Annotated in this window: 17 protein-coding genes and 1 pseudogene; 12 read left to right on the forward strand and 6 right to left on the reverse strand. The window is 70.4% G+C overall.

Going from position 1 to position 22250, the window contains the following annotated elements; all coding sequences use genetic code 11:
* Nucleotides 1-58 precede the first annotated feature (58 nt).
* A complete protein-coding gene (locus ACYSMR_RS18350) occupies nt 59-433 on the forward strand; it encodes a thioredoxin family protein (RefSeq protein WP_461748075.1) in 375 nt (124 codons plus the stop codon).
* Nucleotides 434-641: 208 nt separating this feature from the next.
* Nucleotides 642-1237: pseudogene (locus ACYSMR_RS18355) on the forward strand (MFS transporter); the annotation flags it as partial.
* Between the two features lie 574 nt (nt 1238-1811).
* Here the strand turns inward: ACYSMR_RS18355 and ACYSMR_RS18360 are convergent.
* Complete coding sequence (locus tag ACYSMR_RS18360; RefSeq protein WP_461748076.1) at nt 1812-3215, reverse strand: MBL fold metallo-hydrolase; 1404 nt, start codon at nt 3213-3215, stop codon at nt 1812-1814.
* Nucleotides 3216-3663: 448 nt separating this feature from the next.
* Here ACYSMR_RS18360 and ACYSMR_RS18365 point away from each other — a divergent pair, with 448 nt between their 5' ends.
* Together ACYSMR_RS18365 and ACYSMR_RS18370 are read left to right on the forward strand one after the other, a co-directional pair.
* On the forward strand, nt 3664-4146 hold the full coding sequence (locus ACYSMR_RS18365) for a hypothetical protein (RefSeq protein ID WP_461748077.1): 483 nt from the start codon (nt 3664-3666) through the stop codon (nt 4144-4146).
* A gap of 132 nt (nt 4147-4278) precedes the next feature.
* Nucleotides 4279-4623 carry a hypothetical protein gene (locus tag ACYSMR_RS18370; protein ID WP_461748078.1) on the forward strand — a complete coding sequence of 115 codons (345 nt, stop codon included), beginning with the start codon at nt 4279-4281 and terminating at the stop codon, nt 4621-4623.
* 436 nt (nt 4624-5059) lie between these two features.
* Here ACYSMR_RS18370 and ACYSMR_RS18375 read toward each other — a convergent pair whose 3' ends face one another.
* Nucleotides 5060-6016, reverse strand: a complete 957-nt coding sequence (locus tag ACYSMR_RS18375; RefSeq protein WP_461748079.1) for a M56 family metallopeptidase — start codon at nt 6014-6016, stop codon at nt 5060-5062.
* A gap of 6 nt (nt 6017-6022) precedes the next feature.
* A complete protein-coding gene (locus ACYSMR_RS18380) occupies nt 6023-6409 on the reverse strand; it encodes a BlaI/MecI/CopY family transcriptional regulator (RefSeq protein ID WP_461748080.1) in 387 nt (128 codons plus the stop codon).
* Nucleotides 6410-6515: 106 nt separating this feature from the next.
* Between ACYSMR_RS18380 and ACYSMR_RS18385 the strand changes: the two genes are divergently transcribed.
* The 3 genes from ACYSMR_RS18385 to cydD all read left to right on the forward strand — a co-directional run bounded on the left by ACYSMR_RS18385 (nt 6516) and on the right by cydD (nt 12715).
* On the forward strand, nt 6516-8099 hold the full coding sequence (locus tag ACYSMR_RS18385; RefSeq protein WP_461748081.1) for a cytochrome ubiquinol oxidase subunit I: 1584 nt from the start codon (nt 6516-6518) through the stop codon (nt 8097-8099).
* A 93-nt stretch (nt 8100-8192) separates the two neighbouring features.
* Nucleotides 8193-9293, forward strand: coding sequence for a cytochrome d ubiquinol oxidase subunit II (cydB, locus tag ACYSMR_RS18390; RefSeq protein ID WP_461748082.1), 1101 nt, complete (start codon nt 8193-8195; stop codon nt 9291-9293).
* Nucleotides 9290-12715: a thiol reductant ABC exporter subunit CydD gene (gene cydD, locus ACYSMR_RS18395; RefSeq protein ID WP_461748083.1), complete on the forward strand. Its 3426-nt coding sequence runs from the start codon at nt 9290-9292 to the stop codon at nt 12713-12715. Before cydB ends, cydD begins: the two co-directional genes overlap by 4 nt.
* A gap of 237 nt (nt 12716-12952) precedes the next feature.
* Here cydD and ACYSMR_RS18400 read toward each other — a convergent pair whose 3' ends face one another.
* Nucleotides 12953-13258, reverse strand: a complete 306-nt coding sequence (locus tag ACYSMR_RS18400; protein WP_461748084.1) for a DUF4193 domain-containing protein — start codon at nt 13256-13258, stop codon at nt 12953-12955.
* Nucleotides 13259-13417: 159 nt separating this feature from the next.
* On the opposite strand from ACYSMR_RS18400, the gene ACYSMR_RS18405 reads away from it, so the two are divergent.
* Entirely contained in the window at nt 13418-13702 is a 285-nt protein-coding gene (locus ACYSMR_RS18405) for a recombinase family protein (protein ID WP_461748085.1), read from the forward strand.
* 182 nt (nt 13703-13884) lie between these two features.
* Here ACYSMR_RS18405 and ACYSMR_RS18410 read toward each other — a convergent pair whose 3' ends face one another.
* Nucleotides 13885-15180, reverse strand: a complete 1296-nt coding sequence (locus tag ACYSMR_RS18410) for a DUF3500 domain-containing protein (RefSeq protein ID WP_461748086.1) — start codon at nt 15178-15180, stop codon at nt 13885-13887.
* A gap of 56 nt (nt 15181-15236) precedes the next feature.
* Nucleotides 15237-15998, reverse strand: a complete 762-nt coding sequence (locus ACYSMR_RS18415; RefSeq protein ID WP_461748087.1) for a FadR/GntR family transcriptional regulator — start codon at nt 15996-15998, stop codon at nt 15237-15239.
* An 83-nt stretch (nt 15999-16081) separates the two neighbouring features.
* On the opposite strand from ACYSMR_RS18415, the gene ACYSMR_RS18420 reads away from it, so the two are divergent.
* The 4 genes from ACYSMR_RS18420 (at nt 16082) to ACYSMR_RS18435 (ending at nt 22016) form a co-directional block, all read left to right on the forward strand.
* Nucleotides 16082-16963: a fumarylacetoacetate hydrolase family protein gene (locus tag ACYSMR_RS18420; protein ID WP_461748088.1), complete on the forward strand. Its 882-nt coding sequence runs from the start codon at nt 16082-16084 to the stop codon at nt 16961-16963.
* Between the two features lie 192 nt (nt 16964-17155).
* Nucleotides 17156-18088 carry an enoyl-CoA hydratase/isomerase family protein gene (locus ACYSMR_RS18425; protein ID WP_461748089.1) on the forward strand — a complete coding sequence of 311 codons (933 nt, stop codon included), beginning with the start codon at nt 17156-17158 and terminating at the stop codon, nt 18086-18088.
* Between the two features lie 890 nt (nt 18089-18978).
* Entirely contained in the window at nt 18979-20295 is a 1317-nt protein-coding gene (locus tag ACYSMR_RS18430) for an MFS transporter (RefSeq protein ID WP_461748090.1), read from the forward strand.
* Nucleotides 20292-22016 (forward strand): FAD-dependent monooxygenase, encoded by a 1725-nt coding sequence (locus tag ACYSMR_RS18435; RefSeq protein WP_461748091.1) that lies wholly within the window; start codon nt 20292-20294, stop codon nt 22014-22016. Before ACYSMR_RS18430 ends, ACYSMR_RS18435 begins: the two co-directional genes overlap by 4 nt.
* Nucleotides 22017-22250 lie beyond the last annotated feature (234 nt).

The raw sequence follows: 22250 nt of genomic DNA on the forward strand, positions 1-22250 counted from the left end.
TTCGGCCGTCTCACCGTCCGCCCTAACCGTTTCCCCCATCACCGACAAGGAGCTCCCCATGGCCACTATCGACCTCACTGAAGCCGACTTCGCCCCCACCATCGAGGCCAACGACATCGTGCTCGTGGACTTCTGGGCGTCCTGGTGCGGTCCCTGCCGCAGATTCGCCCCCACCTACGAGGCCGCCTCCGGCAAGCATCCGGACGTGGTGTTCGCCAAGGTCGACACCGAGGCCGAGCAGCGCCTGTCGGCCGCGGCCGGCATCAGCTCCATCCCCGCCCTGATGGCCTTCCGGGACGGCGTGCTCGTGTTCTCCCAGCCCGGCGCGCTGCCGGCCACCGGGCTGGAGCAGGTCATCACCGCCGTCAAGGACCTCGACATGGCCCAGGTCCATGCTCAAGTCGCCGCCCAGGGCCACAGCCAACAGGCCTGAACCGGAGCAGGGCGACCGGCAGGGGCCGGACCCGCTCCTGATCCCTCTGGGCAGTACGGGCGTCGTCCTCGTGGGACGACGCCCATACGCCTGAGCAGGAAAAGCACATCATGGGCCTTCCCGCCCTCGCCCCCACACGGCGAAACCGAAACCGTCTCCTCCACGACGGCGAACCTGCCCCGGTCGCCGTCTCCGTCCTCGTGGGGCCCTGGACTTGATCCGCCACCGCCTCAACCGCCCAGCCCCTACCGCCGTGCTGGGCCTGCGGCAGAACCTCGCCCAGGTCACCCTGCTGGTGGTCGTCAACGCCCTGGTCGGCGGGACCCTGGGCCAGGAGCGCACCGTGCTGCCGCTGCTGGCCACCGAGGATTTCGGCCTGGACCTCTACACCAGCTCCCTGACCTACATCCTGGCCTTTGAGGTAGCCCAGGCCGCCACCAACTACCTCGCCGGCACCCTCGCCGACCGCTACGGGCGCAAACCAGCGCTGGTGGTTGGGTGGTTGATCGCCACCCCGGTGCCACTGCTGTTGATTTACGGCCCCTCCTGGGGCTGGATCGTGGCCACCAGTCTCATCCTGGGCATCAGTCAGGGGTTGACCTGGTCCACGACCGTGGTGACGAAGATGGATCTGGTCGGCCTCCACCGACGCGGGACGGCCATGGGACTCAACGAGGCCGCCGGCCACCTCGGGGTCGCCGCCACCTCGGGGTCGCCGCCACCGCCATGGCCACCGGGTACCTGGCCGCCCACAAGGGGCTGCGCCCGGCCCCGTTCCTGCTCAGGGGCCCCGCCGTAGCCCTGTGCCCACGGGAGCTAGTGACCGCCCGGACCCAAGCATGGCGGCTGCGGTTCTGTTGCAAGCACCCACGGGCCTACCGGCAACTGGCCGGCATGCTGGAGGCGGTGACCGGCGCAGAACTGGACTGGACGATCGTGTCCTACCTGGGCACCATCCCAGGAAGTTCCTGAGGACTCAGACATATGGGATTCTTTGGCGCTGATGCCATCAGCGCCTCGGCCACCGCCGCACAGCTCCGGGACCTCTCCGATCTCCGTGCCGCTCCAGCGGTCAGCAACTGACCACCGGCTTCACTGCGTTCCGACCGGCCCGTCGTCGCAGCTCACCGATCGCCGGCATTGACCGCCCGCAGTGACCCACCGTGCACCCCGAACCTGGCGGTGAGCCGGCCCCTGCGCCGGGGGCGACAGGTGCTGTCTCGCAGGCCGCCGACCGCCTCCGCGGAGCCCGGCAGGTACCCCGGATGTGCGTTCTCCGGGGTGCTGTTCGGTTCCCTGGCGCGGTCGGGGACGGCCGGAGGGGCCACCCGCATAATACGGGTGGCCCCTCCGGCCGTTCAGTCCTGCATGCGCCGGGTCAGCGGATGGCTGCCGCGGTGTCCTGGGTAGTCGCCCAGGCGGCGTAGGAGCCCTCGAGCTCGGCCACGTCGTAGCCGGCGTGGCGCAGGGTGTTGGCGACCACCGAGGACCGCAGCCCGCCCTGGCAGTAGGTCACGATCGTCCCCTCGGCGGGCAGCGCATTCAGGTTCCACAGCACCCGGCCCCCGTGCAGCTGGACGGACCCGGGCACGTGGCCAGCAGTGTGCTCACTGGCGGAACGCACATCCAGCAGCAGCGCCTTGTCGAAGGCCGCCACCTGCTCGGGGGCCACCAGGCGCGGGGTGGCCTGGGGCAGGCCCTCGATCGAGGGGAGGTAGCCGGCGACCGCGTCGATGCCCACCCGCACCAGGTGGTCCCAGTACTCATCGGCCGCCTCCTGATCCGGGGTCAGCAGGACCAGCGGGCGAGGGTCGGTCTCCGGGTCCACCGCCCAGGCGGCATAGGTCGCAATGGACTTACCCACCGGGATGTTCAGCGCCCCGGCCACGGTCCTGGCGTGCACCTCCTCCACCGAGCGGGTGTCCACGAAGACCACCGCGTCCGCGGCCAGCTGCTCGGCGACGGTCTCGGCGCTGAGCTCGGCCAGGGGCACGCGCTCACCGAAGACGGCCGGGCCCTGCCGGTTCTGGCGCTTCATCCGCCCGAAGTAGGCCGGGGCGTCGGGCTGGCCCTCCAGCAGCTCTTCGATGAAGCCGGCCTCGTCGTTGGCAACAAGGTATGGCCCCCACCAGGAGTAGCGCCGCTCGTAGCCCACCGTGGTGGAGGGGATCGCGCCCAGGGCCTTGCCGCAGGCCGAGCCGGCGCCGTGGCCGGGGAAGACCTGGACGTGGTCGGGCAGGGTGAGGAACTTGTCCCGCAGACTGGCGAACATCTGCTTCGCCCCGTCGAAACGGGTGTCCACCCCCCCGGCGGCCTCGTCCAGCAGGTCCGGGCGCCCCAGGTCCCCGGAGAACACGAAGTCACCGGTGAGCAGGTAGCCGGCGGTGTCGGCGAAGGCGCCGTCGGTGACCAAAAACGACAGGTGCTCCGGGGTGTGGCCCGGGGTGTGCACCGCTGCCACGACGATGTTGCCGATGCGGATCTCGTCCCCGTCGTACAGGCGGGTGGCCTCGAACTCGTACTGCCAGTCCGCCCCGCCCTCCCCGGAGACGTACATGCTCGCCCCGGTGGCCGCGGCCAGCTCGCGGGTGCCGGAGAGGTAGTCGGCGTGGATGTGAGTCTCGGTGACCGCCACGATCTCCATGCCGTTCTTCGCCGCCATGTCCCGGTAGACGTCGATGTCACGGCGGGGATCGACCACCAGGGCCTGACCGGTGGCCTGGCAGCCGATGACGTAGCTGGCCTGGGCGAGGTCCTCGTCGTAGATGCGCTCGATGAGCATGGATCTCTCCTTCGGGGAGTCGGGGGAACAGGGGTCCGGCGGAGGTTCCTCCGGCCGTCTGAACCCAACGATAATACCCCCTGGGGTATGTTGCAAGTACCCCTGGGGGTATCTGATCGCCATTCGCAGGGTGGTGCAGTCGACGTGGTGGCGACGCGCGACGGCCCCCTGATGAGGTCGCGCTTGTGGGTTCGCAGTCATGGATTGCCTTTCGCCCTCCGACCGGGCCACCGAAGTGGTCGTCTGGCGCGACAGCCTCGAGTTCGTCCTTGTGTGCGCCATCTCAGTCGTCCTGCGCTCTTGCCGCGCGCGCGAAAGAGGTTCGTGCCCGGGCGTGAGGCAGCGCCCGGCGGTCGATTAAGGTGCTTTCCGAATTCCGCTGACCAGTGGGGATCGAGGGTGCGTGGCGTGAGAACCTGAGGCATATCGATGTCTCTACGGTGGGGGCATGGGATCCATCGTGTCTGCTCCTGCCGATCTGGTGATCGCCACCAGCGACGGAATCGATGTGCGCTTCACCGGCATCGACCTCGCCGCCAGTCTGTCTCCCCACGCGCAGGAGCCACCGGGTGGCCACGGTGTGCGAATCGGTCTCGCAGCGGTGCGAGGGGCCGAGACCATGCGCCGGGACGGCCAGTTCCAGGCTGCCCGCCTGGCCTGGGCCCAACGGCGGCAGGACCAGATGGCCGAGGAGGAGCCGGTGCCGCTCATGCCGGGGTTCTCCGTCCTGGACCGGGTGGGAGTGGTGCTCAACGATGAGCTCGGTACCGAGTACCGCCTGGTCGCCGGACAGGCGGGCGGGGACGGCACCGAGTGGGAGAGCGCCTGGGAGTTCGTGCCCCAGCCCCCGAAGGTGGCCGGGATCCTCCGACTGCAATTCACCTTAGACGGAGCCTCGACCGGCAAGACCTGCGAGGTCCGGGTCCCATAGGCCTCGACGGCGCCCGTGAGCCGGGTGACCGTGCCCACGACCGCTAGTGTCGCGTCGAGGCGCTGGGAAGACAAGCCTGGCCCCGCGACCTCAGGCGTAGGGACCACGGCACAGTCGAGGAAGGGAACGGCGATGAACACCCCGGACTATGCAGGACTGGAGCGCCTGCTGCGGGAGCGCAACGAGATCGACTCGGTGATGGTCGCCAACGTGATGGACGATGCCACCGCCTACGCCCTGCCCGGGACCGAAGAAAACGCCACTGACTACATCGGGGGGCTTTATGAGCAGGGCAAGATCCGTGTTGGCACCTACGTCCATGGCACCCGGGAAGGATTCATCCCGTGGGAGGAACCGATCCCCGACCTGCCGGCCCGCCTGGGGACGGCCTTGGTGCCCACAGACCCCGAGAACCCCTTGGGGCCGGTCATGACCGTCATGTTCACGTTCATCGACGAGGCCCCACCTGCTGCTTGATCCAATGGAGGGCAAGAAATCCCTCCGCGGGCTTAGATGGAAGGTATGGCGAGACTCCGGGGTCTACTTCCTGCCCTTCTCTCGCCCTCTCGGACGAGACCCGTGAGTGCTCCTCGCCGACAGGTCGGCCTTACCGTGGGGCGACCCTACCTGAGGCCTCCATGCGCGCGGAAGAAGACCACTTGAAGGCCACAGCGGCCTCATCTGAAGTTCAAACTTTGACCTACTGTGATGCGGTTGGGGTTCCCCTCACTGTGGCCGACAGACGCGCCCTTACGGCGGTTCCGAAGGTTTTGTACCTACGGTGGGAGCCCCCCCGTAGAAAGGCGCTACTGATGTGACCCCCGCCAAGCGGACGCCTTGGTGTGCCGCAGGCGAGGCGTGAGGTACGTGGACGGTCGGTGACGTGCTTGTGAGCCACGCCGATCACCCGCGTCTATGCTCGGCCGAGCAGGTCGGTGAGTCCGGGGGCGAGCAGCAGGACGGTCGGCATGATCAGGAGCCCCATGGCTGCGCCGATGACTGTCGCCTTGTGCTCGGTCGGCAGTGGCCTTGTTTCGAGCCGCAGGATGCGGTGCCGTGCTTCCCCGGCGGGGGCTGCGCCGCTCCAGGTGCCGTCGATGGGGTGCAGGGGGGCAGTCGGGGCGCCGGTGCTGACGAGGGCGATGGCTCGGGCGAGGGCGCGGTCATCGACACTGCGGCGGGCCTGGTCGTCGGCGAGCATCTCGACGAGCAGCCCGACTTCGCGGTGGGCGCGGTGGGCGATGGGGAACCAGGGCAAAGAGGCTTTCCACGCCCGGAACGCCATTAGCACGATGTCGTGGCGCTGGGTGGCATGGGCCTTCTCATGCTCGATCACCGCATCCAGCTCGTCCGCCTTGAGCAGGGACAGCAACCCGGCGGAGAGCACGGTCATGGTGGTGAACGCCCCGGGGAGGCAGTAGGCGACGGGGGCGGGGCTGTCGAGCAGGCGGGTCCCGGGAGCATCGGGCAGCGGTGTGCTGAGCAGGAGGACCAGCTGGGCGTGGCGGCGGCGATCGCGTTCGGCGCGCACGATCGTCACGAGCAGGTTGAGCACGAGGTGCCCCCCGAGCAGGACGGCTGCGGACAACGCGAGGATGTGCACCGGTCCGGCAGGACTCCAGGGCTGATCCCCCAGGGCGGCCGCGGCGAAGCTAATCCCGCCATCAATCAAATCCTGGCCGAAGGGGGCCAGACCGAAGGTAATCAAGGACCCGAGCATCGACAGCCCGCCGGCAAGCGCGATCGCCTGCCAGAGCACGAGGGCTGTGGCAGGGGCGCGGGCCGGCCATTGGGCGTGGGCGAGGAGGATCGGGACGGGCCAGGCCAGGGCGACGGCGAGCACCGCCAGGGCGATCGAGATGCCGATCACATGCGCTCAGTGCTCGTCGAGCAGGCGGCGCAGGGTCTGGGCCTCCTCGGGGCTGACTCCTCCGACGAACCGTTCGAGCACGGCCGTGCGGTCGTTGGAGGCTCCCAGGACCTCGTGCATGAGGTTGGCCATGTGCTCTTCGCGGGAGGCCGCGGCGCGGTAGCGGTGGGGACGGGAGGCGCGCTCCCGCTGGACGAAGCCCTTGCGCTCCAGCCGCGACAGGACGGTGAGCACGGTAGTGGCCGCCCGGGGACGGCCGCTGTCGGTCGTCTCGGGGAGCTGATCCTGAAGGTCGTAGGCCGACAGGGGGGCGTCGGTCTGCCAGAGGATCTCCATGATGGAGCGCTCCAGGTCGCCCAGGGGGGTCGTGCGTTTCGAGTCGTTGGTGGCCACCGGTCGATTCTAGCCGACGCGCGCGCCTGTTCTACAGTGGCGTAGAAGTAGTTCTACGGGGCGTAGAATTACTTCTACATGTCGTAGAAAAGTTGGGGGACGACCCATGGACCCGTTGGAAATCGCCCGGTGGCAGTTCGGGATCACCACCGTCTACCACTTCGTCATGGTCCCGCTCACCCTGGGGCTGGGCCTGCTGGTCGCTGCCATGCAGACGCTGTGGGTGCGCACCGGCAACGACCGCTGGCTGCGGATGACAAAGTTCTGGGGCAAGCTCTACCTGATCAACTTCATCGTGGGCGTGGCCACCGGTCTGGTGCAGGAGTTCCAGTTCGGGATGGCCTGGAGTGAGTACTCCCGGTTCGTCGGGGACGTCTTCGGGGCCCCGCTGGCGATGGAGGGGTTGCTGGCCTTCTTCTTCGAGTCGACCTTCCTGGGGCTGTGGATCTTCGGCTGGGACCGGCTGCCCAAGAAGGTGCACCTGGCCTCGCTGTGGATCGCGGTGCTCGGCTCGGTGGTCTCAGCGTTCTTCATCATCGTCGCCAACTCCTGGATGCAGCACCCCGTAGGGGTGGAGATGGTGGACGGCCGTCCGGTGATGAACGACGTGTGGGCGGTGCTGACCAACAACACGGCCCTGGTGGCCTACGCCCATACCCTGGCCGGGGCGGTGGCGGTGGGTGCAGCGTTTTTGGTGGGGATCGCCTGGTACCAGCTGTGGCAGCGCCGCCGGGACGGCATCGACACCGTCGACGCCGCCGGGGCCGTGGCCGTCGGGGAACACCCCGATGTCCCGGGGCGGGACCGCACCGACCACGGGGTGTGGCTGTCGAGCCTGCGCATCGGGGCGGTGGTGGCGATGGTCGGGTTTGGGGCCGTGGCTGCCACGGGGGATCTGCAGGGCAAGCTGATGTTCGAGCAGCAACCGCTGAAGATGGCCGCCGCCGAGGCCGCCTGCCACGACGGCACCGGGTTCTCGATCCTGGCCATCGGCCCACTCGGCGCCCAGACCTGTGATGAGGTGGTCAACGTCATCGAGATCCCGGGGCTGCTGTCGTTCCTGGCTCACGGGGACTTCGACACCGAGGTCAAGGGTGTGAACACCCTGATTCCCGAGTACGAGGCCGCCTACGGCACGCACCTGCCCGACGACCCGATGTACGGGGGGCGGACCGGGCAGGAGATCGACTACCTGCCCCTGATGGAGGTCACCTACTGGGGCTTCCGCCTGATGATCGGCTTCGGAGTCCTCGCCGCCGGCTTCGCCGCCCTCACCCTCTGGGTGAGCCGGAAGGGCACCGTCCCGGCCTCGAAGCCCCTGATGTGGGTGGCGGTGGCGTCCATCCTGGCCCCGTTCGGGGCCAACATCGCCGGGTGGGTGTTCACCGAGATGGGCCGCCAACCCTTCGTGGTGGCGCCGAACCCGAACCCCAGCGGGGTGGACGGCGTGTTCATGTTCACCGCCGCGGCCGTCTCCCCGGGGGTCAGCGGGGGAGAGATCGTCTTCTCCCTCATCACCCTCGGGCTGATCTACGCGGTGCTGCTGGTCGTGGAGGTGAAACTGCTGGTGCGCTACGTGCGCGGCGGGGTCGCCTCGGCCATGCCCGAGCTCGCCCACCGCCACGACGATCTTGACCACCCCGACGACACGGCCGGCCGGCGCGACGACGTGCTCGCCTTCGCCTACTGAGCCCGACCACCTTCACGACGGCGATGGCGGACGGGCGCGAGGACGTGCTCGCTTTCGCCGCCTGAGCCCGACGATCACAGAACGGCCTTTGACATGGAACTGCTACCCACCCTCTGGTTCATCGCCATCGCGGTGCTATGGACCGGGTTCATCGTCCTGGACGGCTTCGACCTGGGCGTGGGGATGCTCATGCTCACCAGCACCCGCGACGAGCGTGAGCGCCGCCAAATGCTCAACACCATCGGCCCCGTGTGGGACGGCAACGAGGTGTGGCTGATCACCGCCGCCGCCGGGCTCTTCGCCGCCTTCCCCGACTGGTACGCCTCACTGCTCTCCGCCCTGTACCTCCCCTTCGTGTTCGTGCTCGTAGGGCTGATCTTCCGGGCCGTGTCCATCGAATATCGGGGCAAGGCCCACAGCGACCGGTGGCGGCGCTGGGCCGACCGGGCCCTGGGCACCGGCTCCTTCCTGGCCGCCTTCGGCCTCGGAGCCGCCCTGGCCCTGACCACCACGGGACTGCCGATCAACGCCAACGGCGACCGAGTCGGCGGGGCCTTCGCCTGGTTCACCCCCTACGCAGTGCTGGGCGGGCTGGCGCTGGTCGGATTCTGCCTCGTCCACGCCGCGGCCTTCCTGGGGCTGAAGACCGAAGGCCCGGTACGGGTGCGTGCCCGCCGTTTCCTCGTGCGCGTCGGCCTGGCCGCGCTCCTGCCGCTGGTGGGCTGGGTCGTGGCCGTGCAGATGCTCAACGGCAAGACCTGGACGTCGGTCTTGCTCGGTGCTGCCGTGGTGGCGGCCCTGTTCGGGTGGACCAGTGCGCGGGTGGGCCATGAGGGGCGTGCCTTCGCCTCCTCCGCCGTCTTCCTGATCTGCGGGGTGGCCTCGATCTTCGCCAACGCCTACCCCGTGGTCCTGCCCTCTACCGTGGACGCGGCTCATGACCTGACGGTGGCCAACGCGTCCAACAGCGACTACACCCTGGGCGTCATGACGGTCGTCGCCGGCATCGGACTGCCACTTGTGCTGCTGTACCAGGGCTGGAGCTACTGGGTGTTCCGCCGGCGCCTGAGCACCGGCCACCTGCCCGCCCCCCACGCTGTGGTCCCGGCGGTGGCGGGCACGGCCATCCGCTCGGGCCACCACCGCACCGACCGCTCCGACGGCTCCGACGGCACCGGCATGCATCGGGCATGAGGCGTCCACCACTGGGCCCAGGCGGCACCACCGCCCTCCTCATGCTCGGCCTACTGGGGGCGCTCAAGGCCCTCGCGCTGATCGGCCTGGCCGAAGCACTGGCCCGCGGCATCGTCGGAGTCGTCAACGACGACCCGTCGGCCTGGCAGGCGGTCCTCCTGCTCGGGGCCGGTGCCGGGCTCCTGCGGGCCGGAACCACCTGGGGCACCCAGGTCGTCGCCGCCCGGGCGGCGGGGCGTGCGAAACGGGGACTGCGCCGAGGACTCGCCACCCGCCTCCTGGCCGGTGGGGGCCACGACGTCGGGGCCACGACCACCGTGGGCACCATCGGCCTCGACGCCCTGGATGACTACTACGCCCGGGTCCTGCCCACGGCCGTCACCACCGCCACGGTGCCCCTGCTGATCGGGGTGCGGATCCTGGCCGCCGACTGGGTCAGCGCCCTCATCATCGTGCTCACCGTGCCCCTGGTCCCGCTCTTCATGGCCCTGGTGGGCCTGCACACCCAGGACAAGACCGAGGAGTCCTCCGCCGCCCTCCAACGGCTCTCCCACCACCTGGTCGAACTCGCCCGCGGCCTGCCCGTCCTCGTAGGCCTGGGGCGGAGCGAGGAGCAGACCGCAGCGCTGCACCAGATCTCCGAAGACCACCGGCGCACAACCATGGTGACCCTGCGCACCGCCTTCCTCTCCGCACTGGTGCTCGAGCTGATCGCCACGCTCTCGGTCGCCGTGGTGGCCGTGTTCGTCGGGGTGCGCCTCGTCCACGGTGACCTCGACCTGCTGGTGGGGCTCGTCGCGCTCATCCTCGCCCCGGAGTGCTTCGCGCCCTTCCGGGAGCTGGGTGCTGCCTTCCACGCCTCCCAGGACGGCATGGCAGCCCTGCGCCGCTCGGAGGAGATCGTCGCCGAACACCTGCCCGCCGACATCCGCTCACCGGCGAAGCCAGCAGCGGACACCGACGCGCTGGATGCACCCACGGTGCGCCTGCACGGCGTGACGGTCCACTATCCCCATCGGCCCACCCCGGCCCTGCCAGCCGTCGACGCCGAACTCCCCGGCGGATCCGTCACGAGCGTCGAAGGCCCCAGCGGCAGCGGCAAATCCACCCTCCTCGGTGTCCTCGCCGGCACCGTCGAAGCCCAGCAGGGCAGCGTCACCGGCATCGACCCCGACGCCGTCGTGTGGGTCCCCCAGCACATCCACACCGTCGGGACCACAGTCCTCGACGAGGTCCAGCTCTACGCTGCTGACACGGCCTCCGCTCACCGGGCCCTCACGCGGGTTGGGCTCGCCGAGGTGGTCCACGCGGACCCGAACCAGCTCAGCCCCGGCGAGCTGCGCCGACTGGGCCTGGCCCGCGGGCTGACCCGGGTGGCCGCCGGGGCCCGGCTGCTGATCCTGGACGAGCCCACGGCCCATCTCGATCCCGGCAATGCCCACCTGGTCGAATCCCTGATCAAATCCCTGAAAGGCCAGGTCACCGTCGTGGTGGCCTCCCACGAAACGAACGTCACCGCCCTGGCGGACCAGCAACTGCTGCTGGGCGCCTCGGCCACCCCGCGAAACGGCAGCGCGACACCGGCTCGCCCCGCCCCAGCGGAGTCCTACGGGGCGGACCTCACCGCCACGACCGCCGAACCGGACGCCTACCAACTCCAAGACGGCGCATCCGAGCGTGGAGCCGCCTTGCGGGAACTGGCCACCTTCCTGGCCCCCACCCGCTGGCGCATGCTCGGGGCGGCGGCCCTGGGGACCGCATCGGCCCTATTCGCCGCCGCCCTCACCGCGCTGTCGGGCTGGCTGATCGTGCGCGCCGCCGAGCAGCCCGGAATCATGTATTTGATGGTCGCCATCGTCGGAGTCCGCTTCTTCGGCATCGGCCGCTCCGTGCTGCGCTACGCCGAGCGGCTAGCCACCCACGATGCCGTCCTGTCCGCCACCACCAGCCTCAGGACCCGGGTGTGGGCCGGGCTGGCCGCCCGCGGCCTGGCCTCGCGCGCTCTGGCCACCGGCGGCGCGGCGCTGGATCACCTGGTCGCCGCCGCCGACCGGGTGCGCGACCTGACGCCCCGGATCCTGCTGCCGCCCCTGGTCGGGGCAGGCACCGCCCTGGGGGCCCTCGTCGCCGTCGCGGCCCTGTGCCCCGGTGCCGTCCCCGTGTTGCTGGTCGCCGTGGTCGGTGGCCTGCTCATCGGCCCGGTGGTGGCGCTGCTCACCGACCGCTCGGCGGCCCGTCACCTCACCGTGGTGCGCTCCCACCTGCTCCGCCAGTTCGCCGCAATGGTCGCCGCGTCGGGTGAGCTGCGGGCCAACGGGAGAGCCCAGGAGATGCTCACCCGCCTCGATGACCTCGAGCAACTAGCCGACACCGCCACCGGGTCCAGCGCCTGGGCGCGAGGCCTGGGCGAGGGCATCGTCGTGCTGGCCTGCTCGCTCTCGTCCGTGCTCATGCTGGCAGCCACCGCAGACCCCGTGGCCGGGGGCACGATCTCCCCGCCGGTCGCCGCTGCACTCGTGCTGCTGCCCCTGGGTCTCATCGACCCCCTGCTCGGCGCGGTCGATGCGGTGCAGCAGTGGGCCGCGCTGGCCGAGTCGCTGCGCAAGATCCAAGCTGTCACCTCCGCAGCCCCCCGCTACGAGGCGCCACGGCTCGCCACTGGACCGGCCCCAACCGGGATCCACGAGCTGACGCTGGCCGACCTGGCCGTCACCTGGCCCGGGGCGCCGGCACCGGCATTCCGCCACCTCAACGCCACCGTACGCCGCGGCCAATGGCTCATCGTCGAGGGCCCTTCCGGGGCGGGCAAATCCACCTTGCTGGCCACCCTCCTCAGCCACCTATCGGTCACGGAGGGCTCGTGGCAGGTCAACGGCTACGACAGCACCGCCTTCGACACCGCACGGCTGCGACAGTGCTTCGCCTGGTGCCCCCAGGAGGCGCACCTGTTCGACTCCACCATCCGTGGCAACCTCCTGCTCGCCCGGGACCGGGGCGACCGGCCCACAGAGGAGGAGATGCACGAGGTCCTCACCCGCGTGGGCCTGGGCTGCCTCATGGACGGACTGCCCCAAGGCCTGGACACACCGATCGGCCCCGGAGGGGCGAACCTCTCCGGAGGCCAGCGCCAACGCCTCGCCGTCGCTCGGGCGCTGCTCACCCGCGCCGACGTCATGCTCCTCGACGAACCGACCTCCCACCTCGACGCCCCCGCCGCCGACTCCCTCATGGCAGACCTGCGGGCGGCCCTGTCTGATCGCATCGTCGTGCTCGTGACCCACCACGCCGAACAACGCAGCGAAGCGGACAGTCTCCTGCGCCTGCCCGCGGCGAACCCCCAGCCGACTCCACAGCTCACCGAAAGAGCACGCACGGGAAGCGTCGATCGGTCATTGACGCCGGTTCCCCAGCCATCCCGGTAATGCCGGCGACCTCACTCCCTTGAGGAACTAGGGATGTCAGTTCGGGCGGCTGCGAAATTGTTCCGCTATGGCCCCATCGCCTCCACCGGCAAGCTCAATCATCAGACCGTGTTGCGGCGTTGACGCCCGGCCGCAGTGAACACGTACCCCCTGATGGCGGGGGCGGACAACAGCTCATACCCGGGACGCATCGTGCGCCCGGAAGCCTGAGTTAGTGCCACCAGACGATCCAGGGGTTCAGCCCTCACAGTCGGTGCAGTACCGGGCGCCGGCGCTGCTGAGGGCCAATTGGGAGCGGTGGCGGACCAGGAAGCAAGAGGCGCAGGTGAACTCATCGGCCTGCTCCGGGACCACCTGAACGGTGAGCTCCTCATGCGAGAGGTCCGCCCCGGGCAGGTCGATGCCTTCGGCAGTGTCGACGTCCTCCAAATCAATGGCCGGGGCCTGGGTGGTGGCGCTGGTGCGGGCCTGGAGGGCTTCCAGGGACTCGTTGGCCGGCTCGTCCTCGTCCCGGGTGCGCGGGGCATCGTAATCGGTGGCCATGATGTTGCGGGTCCTCTTGAAAAACGGGTGACCGTGCGCGAGGAGCCGGCACGGGAAACCCAGAGTGTATCGACACGACGCGCGGGACTGCTGAGACCTCGGGTAACTGGTGGGTCCGCGGCGTTGCAGTGGGGATTCCTGTGCGGGCATCGTCGGTCGATGCAACCCATGCTCGCCTTCGCCGAGGCGTTGCGGGGGATTGGTGCCGGGTTGCAGGGGCTGAACATCGGTGGGGGAGACGTGGACACCCACACTTCGATGGCCTCGATGGTATTCACGGTTATGGCCGCCCTGGCGCAGATGGAACTGGAGAACACACACGAACGCATCACCGACTCGGTGGCCGACCGCCGGGCCGCTGGCGAAGACCTCGACGGGCGGTGCCAGGCCTTCACCGACTCCCAAATACGCAACGCCCTACGGCTGATCGACGCCAGGGAGTAGGCCACCCAGGTCGCCCGCGACCTCGGCATGTCATGGGCCGCCCTCTACTGGCGGATCCGGGAGTTGCTGCCTGTCAGGTCTGAGCGTTCATACGGTGCGGACTACGCGCGCCATGGGGTTGAGGTGGGGAATTTCTGCGCGACAAAGGGGCTATGTCGCACCAAGGCCCGTTACGGCACTGCTTACCGGGAGCTTTTTGCCTGGGCGGCCTGCCACAGGCGGACCCAGGCACGGCCGTAGTCGTTGCCGTGCGGGGTGCGCAGCACGGTGTGGACGTGGAAGTGCTTGGGGGTGTCGTAGTCGAGGAACACCCCGCAGTGGTGGTCCAGCTCCGCGATCACCACCGGGGACTGGATGCGGTAGTAGAAGACGTCCCCGGGTTCGTGGCCGCCGATCCAGCAGAACCACGTCTCGTCCAGGTGCTCGGCGACCTCCCGCAGCCGGGCCGCCCGCGGGCCTGCGGGGAGGGGGAGCACGAACTGCTCGACGATCGCCAGCACCAGCTGCTGCGCGTCCGCCGGCATCTGCCCGACCCGGATCCCCTCGAACGGGATCACCCGGTTGTCCTGGAACGCCCCCGCGAGGTGCCGCTCGTCGCCCGGGTGCACCCGGCCCTCCGGCATGGCCGGATCCACCATCTGCTCGTAGACGGTCGCCGCGGCCCGCTGCTCGGCGGGCAGGGCGGCCATGAGCTCGGCGCCCAGGCGGATCCGGTCGCCGAAGGCGGTGGTGCCGGCGTGCGGGCCGGCGTCGATCTCGTTGGGCTCGGCGCCGAAGAACACGGGCCCGAGGCTCATGCGGCCCTCGACCACCAGGCAGTTCACCGCGCAGTGGTGGCCGAACAGCTGCCACCCCCACGGGGCGGTGGGGTGCGGGGTGCCGTAGAGGGCGATGTGGTAGCTGAACTCGTTGAGCACGCTCTCCAGGCCCACGACCTCCCCCAGGAAGCCGTTGATGAGCATCATGTCGTGGGCCAGCCGGAACCCCTCCGGGCTCAGCGAGGCCTCCACCAGGGCCAGGGCCTTGGCCCGGACGGGGGTGGGCTGGAAATCCAGGCGCAGCCCGGTGTCGAACTGCATGAACTCCGGGTTCGCCCAGGTCTGCCACTGAACGGCGTCCACCGGGTAGGTGAGCTTTTCCCGATCCGCCTCGGACACCGCCGCCAGCAGCGCCTCGGCCGCCGCCACCATGGCTGCCACCGGGGCCTCCTCCCTGGGGCGGGCCGGCTCCAGCGGATACAGCCCCTCCCGCAGCGTGCCGTCCTCGGTCACCCCGCGGAACTCGTTCAGGTACAGCGGGGTCCATCCCTTCACCAGCTCCCCGGTGAAGGTGCCCGGCTGGCGGGCGGCCTCGCGGTAGGCGTAGGCGTCCAGACCCTGCACCTCGGTGATCCTCGGGTGGTCGGCGGGGTAGAGGTACCGGCGGAACTCGGCAGTGGTCTCGACAGTGGTGTCACGGGTGGGCTGGGCGTCGGTCATGGCGGCACTCCCTCGTGCTGGTCGGACGACGTGTGCTGGTCGAATGCGTGGGTGGGTCAGTGAGTGGTGTTGTGGGCGGCCACGGCCGCGCGTACGGCCTCGACGTTCCCGGCCTCGATCGCGTCCACGAGTGCTGCGTGGACCCGGTGCCGCTCGGCGCGGTAGGCGGCCGCGGCCGGGTCCTCGGCGTCGAAGCGGGAGGACGCGGTGGAGGAGAGGTAGCCCAGGGTGCCGGTGTAGACGGCCCGGGCCATGGCGTTGGGGGTGATCTCGGCGATCCGGGCGTGCAGGGCCCAGTTGGCGCGCATGAATCCGTCCCAGTCCCCGGCGGCCTCCATCTGCGCGAGCAGCCAGCGCAGGTCGGCGACGTCGGCGGCAGTGCGGCAGCGGGCGGCCCCGATGTCGATGAGCTCTTCGAGGTGGTCCCGCAGCTCGATGGCGTCCAGCACCGTGGAGGGCTGTTCGTGGACGGTGAGCAGCGTGTGGCGCAGCCGCACTACGGGGGTGGGCTGGGCGACGAAGAGCCCTCCGCTGCGGCCCGGGCGGATCTCCAGGATCCCCCGTTCGCGCAGCAGCCGCACCGCCTCGCTGACGGTGGAGCGGGCGTAGCCGGTCTCGTCCCGCAGGGACTGCAGGGTTCCCACGACATCGCCGGGCTGCAGCTGCTGGTCGCGGATCCGCTGGTCGATGGCCGCGGCGAGCTGTTCGGAGCGCGATCGCGGACCGTCCAGCTTCAGCGCTTCGGGGGCCGAGGGCACGGTCGCCGCCGTCCCGGAACCTCGATCGGGGGGCTGTACCGCCCCGGTGATCTGTGTCATGCTCCTATTCAAACACAAAAGGTGTGAATGTTTTAGTAGTTTATGGAACGCCGGAGCACTCCGGCCGCCGGGAGGAGCAGCACATGAGGATCGTCGGCATCCGCCGCGACGAAGGACCTGTGGAAGTCGCCGCCCTGTCCGAGGACGGAGCGCAGGTCACGGTGGTGGCCGGTCTGGAGGAGTTCTGGCTCGACCCTGCGGCCCACCTGTCGGCCCCCGCGACCGGTGAGCGTGTCGATGCTGCCCAGGTGGAGTTCGTGCCCCCGGTCCTGCCCGGGGCGCGGGTGGTCTGCATCGGGCTGAACTACCTCAAGCACGTCGCCGAGGGCTCCTACCGCGAGCAGGAGCTGCCCGAGCACCCGACCCTGTTCGCCCGCTGGACGCAGTCGCTGACCGTCGGCGGGGCCGAGGTGCCCGTGCCTGCCGGCGAGGACGGCCTGGACTGGGAGGGCGAGATCGTCGCCTGGGTCGGGGGGACCCTGGTGGACGCCACCCCGGAGGAGGCCCTGGCCGCCGTGGTGGGGTACTCGACGTTCAACGATCTCACCGCCCGCCGGGCCCAGAAGCTCACCTCCCAGTGGATCCTGGGCAAGAACGGTGACCGCTCCGGGCCACTGGGCCCGATGGTGCCGGCCGGCGAGGTGGGGGACCTGCGCGAGGGGCTGCGCGTGGTCACCCGGGTCAACGGTGAAGTCGTCCAGGACGGCAGTACCGAGGAGATGGTCTACACGGTCGGGGACACCCTGGCCCACATCTCCCGGACCTTCACCCTGCGCCCGGGGGACCTGCTGGCCACCGGCACCCCCTCCGGAGTGGGTTATGCCCGCGACCCGCAGTGGCTGCTGGGCCCGGGCGACGTCGTCGAGGTCGAGGTCGAGCGGCTGGGGGTGCTGCGCAACACCGTCGTCGGCAATGACGCCCGCCACGCCGCCTCCGAGCAGGCCGTCGAGAGGGCTCTGCGATAAGTGCCCCTGGCCTCTTGGCCGATATGGCCGGAGGACTTGCCGGCCCTGAGCACTGAGGGGATGGATCCCATCCGGGCCGCCGGGATTTCCTGCTGGCCGGCCCGGATCGATGAGCAGGCCTTGTCGGCGACCACATCCGCCCGGGGATGGCTTTCACCCCCGAGCCCACGCCCTGACCACCGGAGGTACCCGATGACTGCCGAGCCGATTCCCGAGATGTCCACCGGCACCCTTGCCGTCCACCACGAGGGGCTCGTGGCCTGGGTGGTCATCGACCGCCCGGAGCGGCGCAACGCCCTGTCCCCGGCCATGTGGGCCGCCCTGCCCGAGCTGCTGGGGGAGCTCGACGCCGACCCGTCCGTGCGCGTGATCGGGATCCGCGGGGCCGGGGGCGTGTTCTCGGCCGGGGCCGACATCGGAGAGGTCTTCGACTGCCTGGGCGAGCCCGGCACCGGGCTGCCCCGCGGCGGGCTGCTCACCGAGGCCGAGGCCGCCCTGGCAGGGGTGCACAAGCCCACCGTTGCGGCCCTTCAGGGGTACTGCATGGGCGGGGCCTGGATGCTGGCCGCCGCCTGCGACCTGCGCATCGCCGCCGCCTCGCTGCGCATCGGGCTGACCCCGTCGAGGATCGGGATCGTCTTCCCCGCCTCCGGGGTCCAGAACCTGGTCCGGCTGGTCGGTCCCGGGGTGGCCTCCCACCTGCTGCTCACCGGGGACACGGTCACCGCCGCCGAGGCCGAGGCCTGGGGCATGCTCACCCGGGTGGTGGCGGAAGCGGAGTTCGAGGCGGCGCTGGGGGAGGTCGTCACCGGCCTGGCCCAGCGGTCGCAGCTGAGCGTGCAGGCGCACAAGCACCTGATCCGACTGGCGGCCCAGGGGGAGGGGGAGGCCCCCGCCTTCGGGGCGGACGAGGTCTCCGAGGCCCTGTTCCACCAGGTGGTCGAGGGCCCCGACGCCCGGATCGGCCAGCAGGCCTTCCTCACCAAGCAGAAGCCAGTCTTCGAATGGTCCGGGGAGGCGTTCTGGGCCGCCCGCACCGCCCAGGCCGGGGCGGGGCGGGAGCATCGCGCCAAGATCATCAGGGGCCGGTGGCCCCGCCGCTCCACCCGAGCCCAGCACCCCTAGGCAACGCGACCGGATTCTGGCCAGCGTCCATAGTCATGCTGCTTGGGGGAGGGTCGATCATCATGACGGGCAGCGCCCATGCGCCCGGAGCGACGGGCTGGAGCGTCCGACCGATCCAGCAGGCTTGACCTGAACTGTGCGAACTACGCGCTGCCGGACGCCTTCGCTCGGAGCACCCGTCCCTGCGACACCGTTGAGGCTTCGACACCATCACGGCGTTCACGCACCAGTGGCCCTTCGGGGCATGTCCCGGTCGTCGGCTACCGCGCAGGGCGATAAGGCCGGGTGGCCTTCTTGCCATGTCTAGTGTGGGCCACGCGAGTTCCCCGCCGAGGAAGCTGCTGGCCGGAGCGGGCAGTCCTCGGTTGATGCGGTAGCTGCCGCACGTCAGGTTCAGTCACGTCCTGAGTGGTGTCGGCGCCCTCGCTCCCTCGAAACGGGTTCTGCGCGGGCTGGGTGGCGTGTCGGCAAGCGTGTGCCTTCAAAAGAGGCCTCGTGACTCCCCTTTCATCCATCCCGGTAACGCCAACTCTGGGTCGCCGGGGGAGCAGGGGGGCGGTAGCACGACATTGCCGGTCGGAGTCGAAAAAAGTTATAGAAACCCCTAAAAGGTTCGAACCTTTCGTGCCATACTCGTCGCTATGGCGTGCATCACATAGGGCGTCCTTTGCGGGGGTTCGGGGCTCGAGGAGCCCAGCTCCTGGCCGGGGAGTCCTGCTGATCGCTGGTGATCAACGGTGATGCGCGGCCGGTCACCATCCGGCAGGGCTTCAAAGGCAATTCCCGCTCTGCCGCCCACTCACGAAGCGGCACCAGGACAGGCGTCCTTCCTGCACCTGCCGCCTCCACTCGGAGCCGATGACGCTCCCGACCGAGACGAGGAATCACAGATGACGACCTCACCCACCACGAAGTCCCCGATCGGGGTCTTCGTGATCTGCTGGCTGGGCTTGCTGGCCGACGGCTACGACCTCTACGTCTACGGCGCGACCCTGCCGGGCTTCATCGGTAAGGCGCCCTGGAACGTGACCCCGGCGACGGCCGGGGCGGTGGGCAGCCTGGCGCTGTTCGGCATGCTGCTCGGTTCCCTCGTCGCCGGCACCCTCACCGACCGGCTCGGACGGCGGCGCCTGCTGATCGGCTCGCTCACCCTGTTCTCCGTGGCCATGCTGGCCTGCGCCTTCGCGCCGAACTTCGCCGTCTTCGCGGCCCTGCGCTTCCTCGCCTGTGCGGGTGTGGGCGGACTGCTGCCCACGGCAGTGGCCATGACCAACGAGTTCGCCGACCCCCGGCGGAAGTCCATCGTCCTGGGCCTGGTGCTGACCGGCCCGGCGATCGGGACGCTGCTGGCCGCCACCGCCGCGCTGAACCTGGTCCAGCCCCACGGTGTGCGCCCCGTCTACGCCATCGGCGCGGCCTCCCTGCTGCTGATCCCCTTCGCCCTGCGCCTGCTGCCGGAGTCCCCGGCCTACCTGCGCGCCGCCGGCCGGCCCGCGGACGCGGCCGCGGTCGCCCACCGCTACGGGCTGGCGGTCCCCGCGGAGGGCGCCGCGGTGCCGGCGACGTCCCGGGGTTCCGTGGGCGCGCTGTTCCGCGGTGGCAACCGGGCGCCCACGGCGGGCATGTGGGTGATGTGCCTGCTGAGCCTGCTGTCCATGTTCGGCCTGACCACCTGGCTGCCGCAGATCATGAAGCAGGCCGGTTTCGCGACCGGCTCGGCGATCTCCTTCCTGCTGATCTACTCGGTCGGCGCCCTCGTCGGGACCGTCGTAGCCGCGGTCATCGTCCAGCGCACGGCCCCGAAGGTCATGGTCGTCATCGGCTTCGTCTCCGCCGCCCTCGCCCTGCTGGTCGCCTCCCAGTCGTCCTCGCCCGCGGTACTCACGGCGGCGATCCTGGTGGCCGGCTTCGGCGGCATGGGCACGCAGAACATGATCAACGACCACGTCGCCCAGTACTACCCGCCGGCGGTGCGCGCCACCGGCCTGGGCTGGGCCCTGGCCGTGGGCCGGATTGGCGCCATCATCGGTCCCTCCTACGGCGCCTGGGCGATCACCGTGGGCAGCGGCCTGCAGTTCGCCGCCCTGGCCTTCGCCGTCCCCGCGGTGCTCGGTGCGGCGACCGCGCTGCTGCTGCCCCGCCACAGTCCCGACCAGCGCCGCGTACCGACTTCCGTGGCGCTTCCCCAGGAGGTTCCGGCACGATGACGCTCATGACCCATGCCACGACCCAGGATCTCCCCGCCGAGGCGGCGGTGCTCATCGCCGGGGGCGGGCCCAGCGGCCTAGTACTCGCCCTGGAACTGGACCGGCTCGGCGTGCCGAGCGTGGTCGTGGAGCCACGGGCGGAGGTGGACCACCACCGCCCGCGGGCCAAGACCACCAACGCCCGCACCATGACCCTGCTGCGCCGCCTGGGCCTGGCCGAGGAGCTGCGGGCGGCCGCCGCCCTGCCGGTGTCCTGGTCCGAGGACGTGGCCTTCTGCACGAGCCTGGTTGGCCACGAGCTGCGCCGGTTCCGCCACGCCTTCCAGCTGCACGCCGGCCGCTGGGATCTGCAGCCCGAGTGCGGGCAACAGGTGCCCCAGCCCGTGGTCGAGGAGGTCCTGCGCGCGGCCGTCGCGCGCTCCACCCGCGCGGCCTTGTACACCGGTCTCACGGTGCATCAGGCCCGGGCGGTGCCGGACGGCGGCGACGTGCGTGCCGTGGCCGAGGTCACGGACGCCTCAGGGGGCCTCCGCGAGATCGCCTGCGGATACCTCGTGGGCGCCGACGGGGGGTCCTCGGCGGTGCGCCGCTCCCTCGGCATCCGGCTGGAGGGCGGGTCGGCGGCCCGGTCCAACCTCAACGTCGTCTTCCGCTCCCCAGACCTCGCGGCGAAGGTGGCCCTGGACCCGGCCGTGCAGTACTGGGTCGTGGGGCAGAAGGCCGCGGGCATGATCGGGCGGATGGACCTGCAGGACACCTGGTGGACCATCCTGCAAGGGGTGGACGGAGAGCGGACCCCCGAGGAGGCCGAGAAACTGGTCAAGGACCTCGTCGGCGCCGACTTCACGATGGAGATCATCGAGACCGACCCCTGGACCGCGCGCATGCTGCTGGCCCCCTCTTACGGCCGGGACGGCATCCTGCTCGTCGGCGACGCCGCGCACCTCAACCCGCCCTGGGGCGGCCACGGCTTCAACACCTGCGTGGCCGACGCGGTCAACCTCGCCTGGAAGCTGGCCGCCGTCCAGCACGGCTGGGGCGGGCCGGGGCTGCTCGCTAGCTACGAGCAGGAGCGGCGCCCGGTCGCCCAGCGGATGATCCGGGAGGCCGCCGCCAACGGCAAGGCCCTGGCCTACGACTTCGTCGACACCCACCTCAACGAGGACGGCCCCGAGGGAGAGGCCGCCCGTGCCCGCGCGCATGAGGCCCTGGCGGTGAAGGAGAGCGAGTTCCTCTCCCTGGGCCTGGTGCTGGGCGCCTGCTACGCCGGGTCCTCCCTCAACAGCCCCGACGGAACCCAGCCGCCGCCGGAGGACCCCGTGCGCTACGTCCCCTCCGCCTCCCCGGGCTGCCTGCTACCCCACGCGTGGCTGGCCGATGGACGCTCCGTCTACGACCTCCTGGGCGAGGGCTTCACGCTCCTGGTCGACGGCACAGCCCCGCACGCCGCGGTGAAGCCGTGGGACGAGGCCGCCGCCCAGGCCCGTGCCGCCGGTATCCCCGTGGTCGTGCAGGTCGTCGCCGACGTCGACGGCGACCTGCCGGCGCGCGAGCTGTGGGGCGCCTCGACGGTGCTGGTGCGCCCCGACCAGCACGTGGCCTGGCGCGGGGACGCCCCAGCCGCCGCACTGGGAGCCCTGCACCGGGCGGCAGGGCGGCGCGTGCCGCGAAGTTCCACCCCAGGAGCGTATCGCCGGCGAGAGGCCACGGTCGCCGGATGAGTCGACCCACCGCCCTGCCGGGTGGAGGCGACCACTGAGGACGGTGCCCAATGCGAGGGACAGTCGAAGGGCCCGCCTGCACCAGACGGCGGGCACTTCGACTGTCCTCCGACGCTTTCCCTCGCACCGGCCGCGAAGCTGCGGGTCATGCCGGCGTCGACGCGCTATGAGGTCCTGTCCAGGCAGACCGGTGGTCCAGGCGACGGCGTCGCTGTCACCGGACAGCACCTGGCA

It is taken from the genome of Kocuria sp. U4B (assembly GCF_054875615.1).